Source organism: Diaphorobacter ruginosibacter (assembly GCF_040396215.1).
GTDB lineage: Bacteria > Pseudomonadota > Gammaproteobacteria > Burkholderiales > Burkholderiaceae_C > Diaphorobacter_A > Diaphorobacter_A ruginosibacter_A.
The window spans coordinates 1-14170 of the sequence record NZ_JBEBOW010000029.1; the positions used below are offsets into that span (position 1 = coordinate 1).

Consider the following 14170-nt stretch of genomic DNA (forward strand, 5'->3'; position numbering starts at 1 on the left):
TACAAGCGTACGACAAGGCGAAGCAACGACGTATCGAGGGTTGTGTTAGCGGCTCCAAGGCAATACACACGGCCACCAAGGAGCTCACCATGTTCAAGCGCTTGTTTCTCGCATGTCTCTTTTCATTGATGGCAAGCGCCGCTTTCGCGCAGGACGTGAAGGTGGTCTACCACGTCAACACCGGCGTGGAAACCGCCGCCGCCATCCTGAACAACATCAACAACGAGCTGAACGCATCGCCGAAGGACAAGATCGTGGTGGTCACGCATGGCCCCGGTATCGACTTCCTGCTCAGCGACGCCAAGGACAGCAAGGGCCGCGAATTCAGCGGCCAGGTCAGCGCCCTGGCGGCGCGCGGCGTGGAGTTCAGGGTATGCGACAACACGCTGCATTCGCGCAAGATCGACCCATCCAGGCTGCTGATGGAGACCTCGATCGTGCCCTCCGGCGTGGCCGAAGTCGCACGGCTTCAGGCCAAGGAAGGCTATGCCTACCTCAAGCCCTGAACCCGCAGTCCGGGCACGGCGGCTTCCCGCCCCTGCCCCCAACGAAAAAGGCAACCACCGGGTTGCCTTTTTTGCGTGAACCGTCCCGCCAGGGGCTGCACATCATTCGTCGATGGCCATCTGCAGGCAGACGCTGCGGCACATCTGCACGACCTTCTCGTTGGTGATGTAGTAGTAGATGCTGACGCCTTCCCGGCGGCGCCCGAGGATGCCCGCCTGGTAGAGCGTGTTCAGATGCTGGGACATGTTGGGCTGCGTGGTGTCTATGGATGAAAGCAGCTCCGAGACATTCTTCTCGCCATTGCAAAGCGCGCTGATGATGCGCAATCGCATGGGCGCGGCCATGGCCCTGAACAGCTCGGCTGCATTTTCATAAACACGGTCATCATCAATCACTTCGGCGTCCATCGGGAACTCCTGCAACGGGTTGTGCAACAGCTGGCGACCAACTGAAAGATCACCGAATTCGGTGAGGGTCTGATAACGGCGAGATGGTGGCCAGATCTTGCGTATAGGCATGCTGCGAAGTTTAGGCTCACTGACCTCGCGCACACGGCGCCGACCTCGGCGAACTCTGTTGTGTATCAATCCACGCTGATTAAAGCGCATCCGCATGTTTGCGTACAGCAACATGAGCACCCCGAAAAGTGTCTTGATGTGTCTATTTCCGTGACTTCTCTCTCCAATGTGCAACAAATAGAACCAACTGGAGATTAACGCGATTTCAATAATATAAAAGAAAAGCGGCCACTCCGGGAAGTGGCCGCCCTTGGACTTTACAGTGCCCGTGAATGGTTCATCAAGAGGCGGCAGGCGGTTCGATGAACTCGATCCTGCGGCTGGACATATAGCGCAGCACGCGCGGCACGATGAGCACCAGAAGCACGATCACCAGCAGCGTGAGCGACATGGGACGCTGCAGGAAGATCAGCCAGCTTCCTTCGCCGATGGCGACCGCGTTGCGCATCTGCGCTTCGGCCAGCGGGCCCAGGATCATGCCGACCACCACCGGAGCGGTCGGGAAATCATATCTGCGCATGAGCACTCCCAGCAGCCCGATGAAGTACAGCAGGAACAGGTCGAACGTGCTCTGGCGCATCCCATACGCGCCGACGGTCGCAAATATCAGAATGCCCGCATAGAGCTGGGGGCGCGGAATCTTCAGCAGCTTCACCCACATGCCCACCATGGGCAGGTTCAGCACCAGCAGCATGATGTTGCCGATGTAGAGCGAGGCGATCAGCGCCCAGACCAGCGCGGCCGAGCTGCTGAACAGCTGCGGCCCGGGGTTGATGCCATAGTTCTGGAACGCCCCCAGCAGCACGGCCGTCGTATTGCTGGTGGGAATGCCGAGCGTGAGCAGCGGAATCAGCGCCGCCGTCACCGTGGCATTGTTGGCGGCCTCGGGGCCTGCAACACCCTCGATCGCGCCGGTGGTGCCGAATTCGGCCTTGTTGTCGCCCTTGGCCAATTTCTTCTCGGTGGCATAGGACAGAAAGGTCGGGATCTCGGTGCCGCCCGCGGGAATGCAGCCGAATGGCGTACCGATGACGGTGCCGCGAATCCATGCGGGAATGGAGCGCTTCCATTCGAGCCTGGTCATATAGACCTTGCTCAGCTTGTTCTGCGACTCGTCCGCCTTGCCTTCATACACGGCGTTGTAGAGCACCTCGGCCACCGCGAAGAGGCCCACCGCCACCAGCACGATGTCGATGCCGTCCAGCAGCTCCATCTGGCCTGCCGTGTAGCGCGCCGCGCCGGAAATCTGGTCCATGCCCACGCAGCCGAGAGCCAGCCCGATGAACAGCGCCGTCATGCCGCGCAGGCTGCTCTGCCCGAGCACCGCGCTGACCGTGGTGAACGCCAGCACCATCAGCATGAAGTATTCCGGCGGACCGAGCTTGACCGCGAAATCAGCCACGGTGGGAGCGAACAGCGTCACCACCACCGTCGCCACGGTGCCGGCAACGAACGAGCCAATGGCCGAGGTAGCCAGCGCGGCGCCGGCGCGCCCGCTCTTGGCCATCTTGTTGCCCTCCATCGCCGTCACCATGCTCGCCGTCTCTCCCGGCGTGTTCAGCAGGATGGAAGTCGTTGATCCGCCATACATGGCGCCGTAATAAATGCCGGCAAAGAAGATCATCGACGCCGTGACGTCGACCTTCGCCGTGATGGGCAGCAGCATCGCCACCGCCACCGCCGGGCCGATGCCGGGCAGCACGCCGACGGCGGTCCCCAGCGCGCAGCCCACCAGCGCCCACAAAAGATTCGCGGGCGAGATCGCCGTGGCGAAGCCCTGCATCAATGCATTGAAGATTTCCATCACAGCCACCCTGTTTCCGTCAGGCCCGGCAAGCTGATCGCCAGAAATTGCGTGAACACCCAGAACACCGGCGCGGAGATGACAAGCCCGGTGAGCGCATCGATGCACAGCCTGCGCGGCGTCAGCAGCCCCGACTGGCATTCAGCGCGGCGCAGTCCCTGCACGGCAAGCGCGTAGCACAGCGTGCAGCCGACGATGAACCCCACGTGCGTGATCAGGGCCGCGTTGAGCAACAGGCCCGCCGTCACCCACGCAAAGGGAACAAGCTGCGCGCGCCTGGCGCCGCCGGGATCGGCCATGTGGCGGTAGCCGCCCGACAAGGCCTCCCAGACCAGCAGTACGCCGCACACGCCCAGCACCGCGGCGCACAGCCAGGGCATGAAGTTGGGCCCGACGCCGCCGTAGCCGGCATCGCCCGGAATCTGCAGCGCGCCCGCGGCCATGACGGCGGCGACCACGAGCACGCTCGCACCGACCGCCGCCTGCCATCGGGGAGATGGAATGGAGGATTCCACCGCTGGCGGCGCCATCGGGGTTGAGGATGAGACTTCTGACATGGTCGCGCCTGCTTCTGCCTGTGGGTTGTTGATGGTGGGTCGTGGATCGAAGGAATGAACAGAGGCCCCTCCCGCCGCGCCGCCCACGCGAGAGACCGCCATCGAGGCACGGCAGCCACCCTCCACCCTTGTTTTCAAGGGTGTTCTTCGTTCATTGCGGAAATGCCTGGATCAATGAAGCGCGCGCACGCCAGGACGATCAAGGGGCGGCGCGCGCGTCAGCGCCGGGGCGTCCGATCAGACCATGCCCGACTTGACCATGGTGGCGCGCAGGCTTGCGAACTCCTGGTCCACGAAGGCGGCAAACGCATCGCCGCTCAGCCATGCGGGAGTCCAGTCGTTCTTCTCCAGCGCCTCGGCCCAGGCCTTGCTCTTCACCGCCTTTTCGACCGCCGCCACCAGCGCCTTGCGTTGATCGGCGCTGATGCCGGGCGCGCCATACACGCCGCGCCAGTTGCCGATCTCCACGTTGATGCCCTGCTCCTTGAGCGTGGGAATATCCAGGCCCTTCAGGCGCTGGCCGGACGTGACGCCGATGGGCTTCATCTTTCCGGCGGTGATGTATTCGGCGAATTCGCTGTAGCCGCTGCCGCCCACGGTGACGTTGCCGCCCAGGATGGCCGCCGTCGCCTCGCCGCCTCCACGGAAGGCCACGTAGTTGATCTTGGCGGGATCGACGCCCACTTCGCGCGCGATCATCGCGGCCGCGATGTGCTCGGTGGAGCCGCGCGAGCCGCCGCCCCACTTCACGCTGCCCGGATCCTTCTTGAGCTGGGCGATCACATCGGCCATCGTCTTGAACGGCGAGTTGGCGGGAAGCACGAACACGTTGTACTCGCTGGTCAGGCGCGCAATGGGCGTCGCCTGGCTCAGGTTGACCGGCGGCTTGCCGGTGATGATCCCGCCCAGCATCACGGCCCCCATCACCATCAGTGCGTTGGGATCGCCCTTGGAGCCGTTGACGAACTGCGCCAGGCCGATCGCGCCGGCCGCGCCGCCCTTGTTGTCATAGGTGACCGAAGAAGCGACGCCCGCATCCTGCAGCGCCTTGCCAAGCGCGCGGCCCGTGGTGTCCCAGCCGCCGCCGGGGTTGGCCGGCAGCATCATCTTCATCGCCACCGCCGCGCGCGCGGAAAGCGGCAGCGCGCCAGCCGCGGCCAGGGCGGCCATGGATTTCAGAAAGGTGTCACGACGCATAGGTCTCATCTCCTGTTGTATGGAATTACGGATGCCATGATGCGCAATCAAACTGTCAAAACGCTGTCCGCCATATCAGGGATAACACGGAGCAGCCGGCCGCATTTCAAGCGCGGCCAACTGCTAATGTCCCGGCCATGCAATTGCTCTTGGTTGAAGACGACGCGACGATGCGCGCCACGTTGCAGCGCTCGCTCTCGCGGCGCGGCTTTCAGGTCACGGCGCTTGGCGACGGCGTGGCCGCGCTGGCGGAACTCGCGGCCAGGCCGCATGACGCCGTGGTGCTGGACCTGACGCTGCCGGGCCTTGATGGCCTTGAAGTGCTCCAGCAGGCCCGTGCCAGCGGAGTGCGCACGCCGGTGCTGGTGCTGACGGCGCGCGGCACCGTCGGCGACCGTGTGCGCGGACTGAACGCAGGCGCCGACGACTACCTGCCCAAGCCGTTCGATCTGGATGAACTGGAAGCCCGCCTGCGGGCGCTGGTTCGCCGCAGCGCGGACCAGCAGGAAGCGCAGCCCCAGGCCTCCACGCCATCGCAGGTCACGCTGGGACTGTTGCGCCATGACAGGCACACCGGCATGTTCTACCTGCGCGACGAGCCGATGGAGATCTCGCCGCGCGAGCAGGCGCTGCTGCGCGCATTGCTCGCGCACCCCGGACGCGCCCTCGGCAAGGAGCGCCTGTACGAAGCCGTGTTTCCCGGCCAGAGCGACGTGCAGTATGAAGCCATCGAAGTCGTGGTCTACCGCCTGCGCAAGAAACTGGCGGATACCGGCGTGTCGCTGATGACGCTGCGCGGCCTGGGTTATCTGCTCAAGGCCGACCAGTGAAACGCCAGGGCGCGCCGCTCGCATCCGGAAGGTCCCGCTGGCGCGGCTGGTCGCTGCGCCGCCAGTTGCTCGCGGGCATCCTTGCGCCCACCCTGCTGGTGGTCAGTTTCAATACCTACAGCCTCTACCGCAAGGCGCTGGTCGCGCTCAACACGGCATATGACCGCACCCTGCTCGCATCGGCCAAAAGCATCAGCGAAGAACTGGACGTCGTCGGCTATGACGACATGGCGGAGCTGCGCGCCATCGTGCCCTACTCCGCGCAGGAAGCATTCGAGGCCGACAATCAGAGCCGCATGTTCTACCGCGTCTCCAACCTGCACGGCGAACTGGTCTCGGGCTTTGCCGAATTGCCCACGTGGCGCGGAAAGATTCCGCCGCGCCCGCCTTATGCGGCCCTGGTCGACTTCTATGACGAGGAGTTTCGCGGCGAGCCGGTCCGCGTCGCGGTCCTGCTGCAGCCCGTGGCGAGCGCGCAGGGCCGGGGCATGGCGGTCATCCAGGTCGCCGAGACGCTGGAGCTGCGCCGCGCCGCGACGCTGCAGATCATGCAGGACACGGCGGCCAGGCAGCTCGTCCTGCTGGGCATCATCGCGCTCATCGTCGTGCTGGTGGTGCAGCGCGCCACGCGCCCCGTGCGCCAGCTCAGCGAAGCCATTCAGAGACGCGCGGAAGACGATCTCTCGCCCATCGATTCGGCCACCGCGCCGCGCGAACTCCAGCCGCTGGTGGATGCCACCAACGATGTCATGCAGCGCCTGTCGCACCTGCTGGAGCACCAGCAGCGTTTCGTGCGCGACGCATCCCACCAATTGCGCACCCCGCTGGCCGTGCTCAAGACCCAGGTGCAATCGGCGCTGCGCGATGATCTGCCGCACCGCGACGCGCTGCAGGAGATCGGCGGCACGGTCGAGCGGGCCACACAGCTGGCCAACCAGATGCTCGCGCTCGCCAAGGTGGAGCAACTGAGCCAGCAAAGCCATCCCGAGCCCGTGCGCTGGGACGAAATCCTGCGCGACGTGGCCCTGGACATCTCACCGCTGATAGCGCAGAAGAACCTGGACTTCGGCATCCACACCGCTCCGGTCCTGCTCCGCGCGCACGAATGGATGCTGCGCGAGCTTTGCCGCAATCTCCTGCACAACGCGATCCGGCACACGCCCGGGCACGGCACGCTCAACGTCAGCCTGCGCGCGAGCGGCGCGGCACAGGCGCTGATGACGATATCCGACACAGGTCCGGGCATCGATGACGAACTGGCCACCCGCCTGTTCCAGCCCTTCTGCGCCGGCGATGCGCACACGGGCTCGGGCCTGGGCCTGGCGATCTGCCGGCAGATCGTGCAGGCGCATGGGGGCAGCATCGCTCTGGAGAACCGCGTGGATGGTTCCGGCCGCGTCGAGGGCCTGGACGTCAACGTGCTGCTGCCCATGCGCTGAAGGCGGGGTATTTCCCCTGCCGCCGACCCGCCCACGTGCCGCAAAGCCCGGTTGGCGGCACAATCCGCGAATGAATCAAGCACTCGAATCGATGCGCCTGGACAAATGGCTCTGGTGCGCCCGCTTCTACAAGACGCGCAGCGTCGCGGTCGATGAAATCGGCAAGGGCCGCGTCACGGTCAACCAGCAGGCCGCCAAGGCCGCCCGCGAACTGCGCGTGGGCGACACCGTGGCGCTGCGCCAGGGCGTGGTGCAGCGCACGGTGGTCGTCCAGGCGCTCAGCAACATGCGCGGCCCCGCCCCGGTCGCCCAGCAGCTTTACCAGGAAACCGACGCCAGCCTGAAGGCCCGCGCCGAAGCCGCCGAGCGCCGCCGCCTGGCGCCCGAACCCGCCGCCACGCTCAACGAAGGCCGCCCCACCAAGCGTGACCGCCGCCAGATCGACCAGGTACGCCACGACTGGGGCGACCGCTGGAGCGCATCGCTCGACGAATGAGCGGCGAAGCCCGCCGCATACCCATCAAATCAAGAAAGAAAAGACACCCCATGCTGTTGTTCATCATCCTCAAGCTCATTCATCTGATCTCCATCGTCATCTGGGTGGGGGGCATGTTCTTCGCCCATTTCTTTCTGCGCCCCGCGCTGCAGGAACTGGATGCACCCGTGCGTATCAAGCTGATGCGCGACGTGCTGAGCCGCTTCTTCTGCGTGGTGCTGGTCCTGGCTGTGCTCGTGCTGCTCAGCGGCATCGGGCTGATCGGTTCGGTGCACGGCATGGCGGCGCAGGCGGGCGCGCAATTCTCCATGCCGCTGTCCTGGATCGTCATGGCGGCGCTCGGCGTGATCATGATCGCCGTGTTCTGGTATATCCGTTTCGCGCTCTACAAACGCCTGGACAAGGCGGTCGAAGCGAAGGATTGGGCCGCAGGCGGCGCGGCGCTGGCGGGCATCCGCAAGCTGGTGGCGCTGAATCTGGCGCTGGGGCTGGTGATCATCGCCGCGATCCGGCTTCCGATCGGTTAACGCCGCGCGGCATTTCCTTTCCCGCTCCCCACAGCACAGGCCGACGTTCGCGCGTCGGCCTTTTCATTTGCGCGATCCGGCACGGGATGCGGTCCGCACGCTCAATAACCCCAAGGCCGCCAGTGCCGGGCAAGCACTGCGAAAAAGCGCAATAATCCCCAACGATATATTTGACTTATCAACTATTGCCTAGACAAAAACCATGAAGAGCGATGACAGTCCTGTCGTGGACGCCGAGGACGAGAGCACGTATTTCTATCGGTCGGACACCTACCTTCCCACCGAAAGCGCCGGTTTTCTGATGCGGCGCGTGCTCAGCTCGATCCTGCAGCAGGCCGATGCGCAGCTGGCGGGCCACGGCCTGACCTATGTGCAATGGCTGCCTCTGTACAAGCTGTTCTTGTGCGCCGAGACCACGAACGCCCACCTCGCCAAGGACCTGGGAATGGACCCCGCATCCGTGACCCGGGCGCTCGACCGCATCGAAGCCAAGGGCCTGCTGCGCCGCGAACGCTCCACCTCGGACCGCCGCGTCGTGCACCTGGCCCTGACCGACGAAGGCCGGCGCATCGCGGGCGAGGTTCCGCAGGTGCTCTCGCGCGTCATCAACAAGCATCTCACCGGCTTCTCGCACGATGAATGCAGGCTCATGCTCAGCATGCTCAAGCGCATGCTGCACAACGGCGACGCGCTGCGACCCGGGTCGGCCGGCGAGCCGCTGCCGCCGCACGCCGCGGCCAAGCACAGGCCTCATTGTTGAGCGCTGAGCGTTGGACCCAGATTCACAACAACAGTCTTCCGTTTTCACGTTTTACCAAAGCAGGCACCCATGCCACTCCTGAACTCCCGCGCGCCCCATGCGCTCTACCCGCTGGCCGCGGCATCCCTGGCCGCCACGCTCGCACTTGCCGGCTGCGCCTTCCAGGGCCCCGACCATCCCGCATACAAGGAATTGAGAGCCCAGGACCTGGGCCTTGCCTCGCCCGCGGGCGAGGCCGCTCCCGCCCAGGCCGACGCCCTCGCGCAGCCCTCCTGGTGGAAGCAGTTGGGCGACGCCCGGCTCGATGCGCTCATCGAGCAGGCGCTGCAAGACAGCCCCAGCCTCGCCGCCAGCCATGCGCGCTTCGACAAGGCCGCCGCCATGGCCCAGGCCAGCAGCACGGCCACCGATATCCATGGCACCCTGAGCGCCGATGCGACGCGCCAGCGCTACACGGCCAACGGCATGATCCCGGCGCCGGTCGCGGGCAATATCTACAACAGCGCCGACCTGCAACTGGGCCTGTCGTGGACGCCCGATTTCTTCGGCCGCTACGGCGCCGAACTCGAAGCCGCGCTCGGCCAGGCCCGCGCCGCCAAGGCGGACAGCGCCGCCGCCGCCAACCAGCTCGCAGAGAAAGTGGCTCGCAGCTATGTCACGCTCGCGCGGCTGCTCGCCCAGCGCGAAGTGGCCGAACGCACGCTCCACCAGCGCAAGCTGCTGCTCGACCTGAGCCAGCAGCGCACGCGCCAGGGCCTGGACAGCCAGGTGGAGCTGACCCAGGCCGAAGCGGGCCTGCCGGATGCTGGAACGCAGATCGAGATGCTGGACGAGCAGATCACGCTGGCCCGCCGGGCCATCGCCGTGCTGTGCGCGCAGGCGCCCGATGCCCAGGCCGCGCTCACGCCGGAACTGGGCGTCCTGCAGGTTCAGCGCGTGCCCACCGTCCTGGGCGCCGACCTGCTGGGCCGCCGCCCCGACGTGGTCGCCGCGCGCTGGCGCGTCGAAGCGGCCACGCACGGCATCGACAGCGCGCGCGCCGATTTCTACCCCGACATCAACCTGACCGCCCTGGCCGGACTGAGCGCCCTGGGTTTCGACAACCTGTTCAAGGGCAGTTCGCGCCAGTTCGGCGTGACGCCCGCGCTGCGCCTGCCGATCTTCGAGGGCGAGCGGCTGCGCGCGCAACTGCGCGGCAGGCAGGCCGACCTGGACACCTCCATCGCTCAATACAACACGGTGGTCCTCGATGCGGTGAAGTCCGCGGGCGACGCCATTGCTTCGGTGCAATCGCTCGAACGCCAGAACCGGCTGCAGACCGAGTCCCTCGCCAAGGCCGAGCGCGCCTACGACTTCGCGGTCCAGCGCTACCAGGCCGGGCTGGCCAGCCAGATCGTCGTGCTCAATACCGAAACCCAGGTGATCACGCAGCGCAAGCTGGCCGTGGAACTGCGGGCCCGGGAGCTCGACTCGCGCATTGCGCTGATGTCCGCGCTGGGCGGCGGCTGGCGGGACGACACCGCGTCGGTCCAGGCAGGCAGCCAACGCTGACCAGCCCCTTGCCAATGCAGATCCGCTTTCCCATTTTTTCCCGAGCCTGACGGCTCGTCGCGGGGCCGCCTGGGCATGCAGGAAATGCCGCCAGACATCCGCCCCGGCCGCAAAACCATTTCAACGAATAACAGAGCGCCGAAACATGACAGAACAAACCAAGCCTTCCAACGCTGCCCCCCAGTCCACCGGAAACCCCCAAGGCCGCCGCAAGGGGCTGACCGTGATTGCCGCCGCCGTCGTCGTCGCCGCCGTCGCATGGGGCGGCTGGCACTGGATGGTGGCCCGCAACTATCAGACCACCGACAACGCCTACGTCGGCGGCAACGTGGTGCAGATCACGCCGCAGGTGGGCGGCACGGTGATCAGCATCGGCGCCGACGACACCGACTACGTCAAGCCCGGCCAGTTGCTGGTGCAACTGGACACCGCCGATGCGCTGGTGGCGCTGTCGCAAGCCGAATCGCAGCTCGCGCAGACCGTGCGCCAGACCCGCACGCTCTATGCCAACAACGCACCGCTGATGGCGCAGGTCGCGGCCAAGCAGGCGGATCTCTCGCGCCTGCAGGCCGAGGCCGCCCGCACCGCCGATGACGTGGAACGCCGCCGTCCCCTGACGCTGACCGGCGCGGTGGGCCAGGAAGAATTCCACCACGCCCAGGCGCAGGCCAAGGCCGCCAAGGATGCGGTGATCGCCGCGCAGGCCGCGGTGCAGGCGGCGCGCGCGCAACTCGATGCGGCCGAGGCCACGACCAAGGGCAGCGACTCCGCCGACTATCCCGCCGTGCTCGCGGCAGCGGCCAAGGTGCGCGAGGCTTATCTGGCGCTGGAGCGCACACGTCTGATTTCACCGGTCGAGGGCTATGTCGCCAAGCGCGGCGTACAGCTTGGACAGCGCGTGGCAGCGGGCTCGCCGCTGATGACCGTGGTGGATCTGCACAACCTGTGGGTGGATGCGAACTTCAAGGAAAGCCAGTTGGCCGACCTGCGCATCGGCCAGAAGACCGAGCTGCAGGCCGATGTCTATGGAGACAAGGTGACCTATCACGGCGCCATCGTCGGCCTGGGCGCGGGCACGGGCGCGGCGTTCTCGCTGCTGCCGGCGCAGAACGCCACCGGCAACTGGATCAAGGTGGTGCAGCGCGTTCCGGTGCGCATCAGCCTCGATCCGCAAGACCTCGCCAAGAACCCGTTGCGCGTGGGATTGTCGATGGAGGTGAAGACCGACATCCGCGACAAGGAGGGCACGATGCTCGCCAGCACCCCACGCCAAAGCCCCGTGGCGCAAACGTCTCTGTACGAAGCATCCATGCCCCAGGCCGAGGCGCGCATCGCGCAGATCATCGCGGGCAAGAATCTGCCGCCGCTCACCGAGCTGCCGGCGCTGCCCCCGCAGACAGCTCCGGCTCCCGCCGCGAACGCCAGCCAAACCAAGTAAGCGGATAGGCAACAACACATGTCGGCTTCCACCCCTTCATCCGCCGATCCGCAGCGCGCCGCGCCGCCTGCGCCCGCAATACCCGCGCGGCCGCAGCCGCTCAAGGGCGCCTCGCTCGCCCTGGGTACGCTGGCGCTGTCCCTCGCCACGTTCATGAACGTGCTCGACTCATCGATCGCCAACGTGGCCATTCCCGCCATTTCGGGCGACGTGGGCGTGAGCCCCAGCCAGGGCACGTGGGTGATCACGAGCTTCGGCGTGGCCAATGCCATCTCGGTCCCGCTCACCGGCTGGCTCACCCAGCGCTTTGGCGCGGTGCGCCTGTTCACGATGAGCGTGCTGCTGTTCGTGCTCACGTCATGGCTGTGCGGCTTTGCCTCGTCCCTTGAAATGCTGGTGCTCTTTCGCGTGCTGCAGGGCGCGGTCGCCGGCCCGATGATTCCGCTCTCCCAGACGCTGCTGCTGTCGAGCTATCCCGCATCCAAGGCCGGCGTGGCGCTGTCGCTCTGGGGCATGACCACCCTGGTCGCACCGGTGGTGGGCCCGCTGCTGGGCGGCTGGATCACGGACAACATTTCCTGGCCGTGGATCTTCTACATCAACGTGCCCGTGGGCCTGCTCTCGGCCGTCATGACCTGGAGCATCTACCGCGAGCGCGAGACGCCCACGCGCAAACTGCCCATCGACACCATCGGACTGACGCTGCTCGTGCTGTGGGTGGGCGCGCTGCAGCTCATGCTCGACAAGGGCAAGGAACTCGACTGGTTCGCGTCCAACACCATCATCGCGCTCGCCATTCTGGCGGTGGTGAGCTTTGCCGTATTCATCGTCTGGGAACTGACCGACGACCATCCCGTCGTGGACCTGCGCCTGTTCCTCAGGCGCAATTTCGCGGCCGGCTCGATCGCCCTGTCGATCGCCTACGGCGTATTCTTCGGCAACGTGGTGCTGCTGCCCCTGTGGCTGCAGCAGTGGATGGGCTACACCTCCACGTCGGCGGGGATGGCGCTTGCGCCGGTCGGCATTCTCGCCATCATTCTCACGCCGCTGGTGGGCCGCAAGGTCAGCGTCTGGGACCCGCGCAAAATGGCCACCCTCGCCTTCTGCGTGTTCGGACTGGTGCTATGGATGCGCTCGCGCTTCAGCACCGACACGGACTTCGAGCAGATCCTGATTCCCACGCTGATCCAGGGCGGCGCGATGGCGTTCTTCTTCATCCCGCTGACCACCATCACCCTGGCGGGCCTGCCGCCGGAGCGCATTCCAGCGGCTGCGGGCCTGAGCAATTTCGTGCGCATCACGCTGGGCGCCATGGGCACGTCCATTGCCACCACGCTGTGGGAAAACCGCGCTGCCATGCACCATGCGCACCTGACCGAACTGCTCGTCCAGGGCCAGGGCCCCTTCGCCATCAGCCTGCAGGGGCTGAAATCCGCGGGCCTGAGCCAGGAGCAGGCACTGGCGCAGATCAACCGGCTCATCGACCAGCAGGCCTTCACCATGGCGGCCAACGACATCTTCTACGCCTCGGCCTGCATGTTCATTGGCCTGATCGTGCTGATCTGGCTGACCAAACGTCCCGCCGCGCACGGTGGCGGCGGAGCGGAGGCGGCTGGAGCGCACTGAGAAATCGTCCATGATCTCCGCGCGGCTGCGAGGAGATCACCGATGCCTTGCACCAACAGCGCGCACAGATGCCGTCGAGCAGGAGCGGCCCTTCAACCGCGCGCGGCCCCGCTCGCGTGCAGGCAGATCGCCGCCGCGGCAGCCACGTTCAGCGACTCCTCCCCTCCGGGCTGCGCGATGCGGATATGCGCGAAGGCGCGTTGCTGCAGCGCATCGGAAACGCCCTGCCCTTCATGCCCCATCAGCCATGCGCAGGGCCAGGGCAGGCGCGAGCGGTGCAGGAAGTCGCCCTGATGCGAGCTGGTGGCGAGCAGCGGCACCCGAAGCTCCGCAATATCCTCATCGCACAGTCCTTCGACCAGCCGCAGTGCGAAATGCGCACCCATGCCCGCGCGCAGCACCTTGGCGCTCCACAGCGCCGCCGTGCCCTTGATGGCCGCGATCTGCGTGAAACCAAAGGCCGATGCGCTTCTGAGCACCGATCCGACATTGCCCGCATCCTGCAGGCGATCGAGCACGACCGTGGGCGCGTGCGGATCGAGCACCGCCGCATCGGGAAGGTTCATGACGAACCCCATCTGCGCGGGAGACTCCAGGGCGCTGATGTCGCGCCACAGCACGTCGGCAATGAGCACGTTCCTGTCGGCGGCCTGCTTCAGTTCCGCTGAAGCGAAAGGCCAGAACGATTGGGCGAACACGGCGATCTGCGGCTTCATGGATCGCGCCAGCGCCGCGCCGCACAGATGATCGCCCTCCAGCCACACACGCCCCTGCCTGCGGTAGGCCGTGCTGTCCTGCGACAGGCGGCGCAGATCCTTCATCAGCGCGTTGTCGCGGGATTGAATCAACATGGGGTCGGCTGCGGCCATAACTCACAATCCATCAAAGCATCAAAAACAAAGGCGGCCGCCAGCTTACAC

14 protein-coding genes are annotated in these 14170 nt (G+C 66.0%); 9 read left to right on the forward strand and 5 right to left on the reverse strand.

Annotated elements, in window-relative coordinates; genetic code table 11:
- Positions 1 to 89: 89 nt before the first annotated feature.
- Positions 90 to 506 (forward strand): DsrE family protein, encoded by a 417-nt coding sequence (locus tag ABWP92_RS05765; RefSeq protein ID WP_353234436.1) that lies wholly within the window; start codon positions 90 to 92, stop codon positions 504 to 506.
- 102 nt (positions 507 to 608) lie between these two features.
- On the opposite strand, the gene ABWP92_RS05770 is transcribed toward ABWP92_RS05765, so the two are convergent.
- From ABWP92_RS05770 to ABWP92_RS05785, 4 genes are all read right to left on the reverse strand, one after another.
- Positions 609 to 914: an ArsR/SmtB family transcription factor gene (locus ABWP92_RS05770; RefSeq protein WP_353234437.1), complete on the reverse strand. Its 306-nt coding sequence runs from the start codon at positions 912 to 914 to the stop codon at positions 609 to 611.
- Positions 915 to 1305: 391 nt separating this feature from the next.
- Positions 1306 to 2829: a tripartite tricarboxylate transporter permease gene (locus ABWP92_RS05775; protein ID WP_353234410.1), complete on the reverse strand. Its 1524-nt coding sequence runs from the start codon at positions 2827 to 2829 to the stop codon at positions 1306 to 1308.
- A complete protein-coding gene (locus ABWP92_RS05780; protein WP_353234411.1) occupies positions 2829 to 3386 on the reverse strand; it encodes a tripartite tricarboxylate transporter TctB family protein in 558 nt (185 codons plus the stop codon). Before ABWP92_RS05780 ends, ABWP92_RS05775 begins: the two co-directional genes overlap by 1 nt.
- A 237-nt stretch (positions 3387 to 3623) precedes the next feature.
- Positions 3624 to 4583, reverse strand: a complete 960-nt coding sequence (locus tag ABWP92_RS05785) for a Bug family tripartite tricarboxylate transporter substrate binding protein (protein WP_353234412.1) — start codon at positions 4581 to 4583, stop codon at positions 3624 to 3626.
- Positions 4584 to 4720: 137 nt separating this feature from the next.
- Between ABWP92_RS05785 and ABWP92_RS05790 the strand changes: the two genes are divergently transcribed.
- The 8 genes from ABWP92_RS05790 (at position 4721) to ABWP92_RS05825 (ending at position 13250) form a co-directional block, all read left to right on the forward strand.
- The gene (locus ABWP92_RS05790; RefSeq protein WP_353234413.1) at positions 4721 to 5413 is read left to right on the forward strand and encodes a response regulator; all 693 of its coding nucleotides are present in this window, start codon (positions 4721 to 4723) and stop codon (positions 5411 to 5413) included.
- On the forward strand, positions 5410 to 6852 hold the full coding sequence (locus ABWP92_RS05795) for a sensor histidine kinase (protein WP_353234414.1): 1443 nt from the start codon (positions 5410 to 5412) through the stop codon (positions 6850 to 6852). The genes ABWP92_RS05790 and ABWP92_RS05795 overlap by 4 nt, the downstream gene beginning before the upstream one ends.
- Positions 6853 to 6922: 70 nt before the next feature.
- Complete coding sequence (locus ABWP92_RS05800; RefSeq protein ID WP_353234415.1) at positions 6923 to 7348, forward strand: RNA-binding S4 domain-containing protein; 426 nt, start codon at positions 6923 to 6925, stop codon at positions 7346 to 7348.
- Between the two features lie 53 nt (positions 7349 to 7401).
- A complete protein-coding gene (locus ABWP92_RS05805; protein ID WP_353234438.1) occupies positions 7402 to 7875 on the forward strand; it encodes a CopD family protein in 474 nt (157 codons plus the stop codon).
- Between the two features lie 202 nt (positions 7876 to 8077).
- Positions 8078 to 8635: a MarR family winged helix-turn-helix transcriptional regulator gene (locus ABWP92_RS05810; protein WP_353234416.1), complete on the forward strand. Its 558-nt coding sequence runs from the start codon at positions 8078 to 8080 to the stop codon at positions 8633 to 8635.
- A gap of 69 nt (positions 8636 to 8704) precedes the next feature.
- On the forward strand, positions 8705 to 10186 hold the full coding sequence (locus ABWP92_RS05815; protein WP_353234417.1) for an efflux transporter outer membrane subunit: 1482 nt from the start codon (positions 8705 to 8707) through the stop codon (positions 10184 to 10186).
- 145 nt (positions 10187 to 10331) lie between these two features.
- Positions 10332 to 11624: an HlyD family secretion protein gene (locus ABWP92_RS05820; RefSeq protein ID WP_353234418.1), complete on the forward strand. Its 1293-nt coding sequence runs from the start codon at positions 10332 to 10334 to the stop codon at positions 11622 to 11624.
- A gap of 18 nt (positions 11625 to 11642) precedes the next feature.
- Positions 11643 to 13250, forward strand: coding sequence for a DHA2 family efflux MFS transporter permease subunit (locus ABWP92_RS05825; protein WP_353234419.1), 1608 nt, complete (start codon positions 11643 to 11645; stop codon positions 13248 to 13250).
- 92 nt (positions 13251 to 13342) lie between these two features.
- Here the strand turns inward: ABWP92_RS05825 and ABWP92_RS05830 are convergent, their stop codons facing one another.
- Positions 13343 to 14101, reverse strand: a complete 759-nt coding sequence (locus ABWP92_RS05830) for a TrmH family RNA methyltransferase (protein ID WP_353234420.1) — start codon at positions 14099 to 14101, stop codon at positions 13343 to 13345.
- Positions 14102 to 14170: the final 69 nt, after the last annotated feature.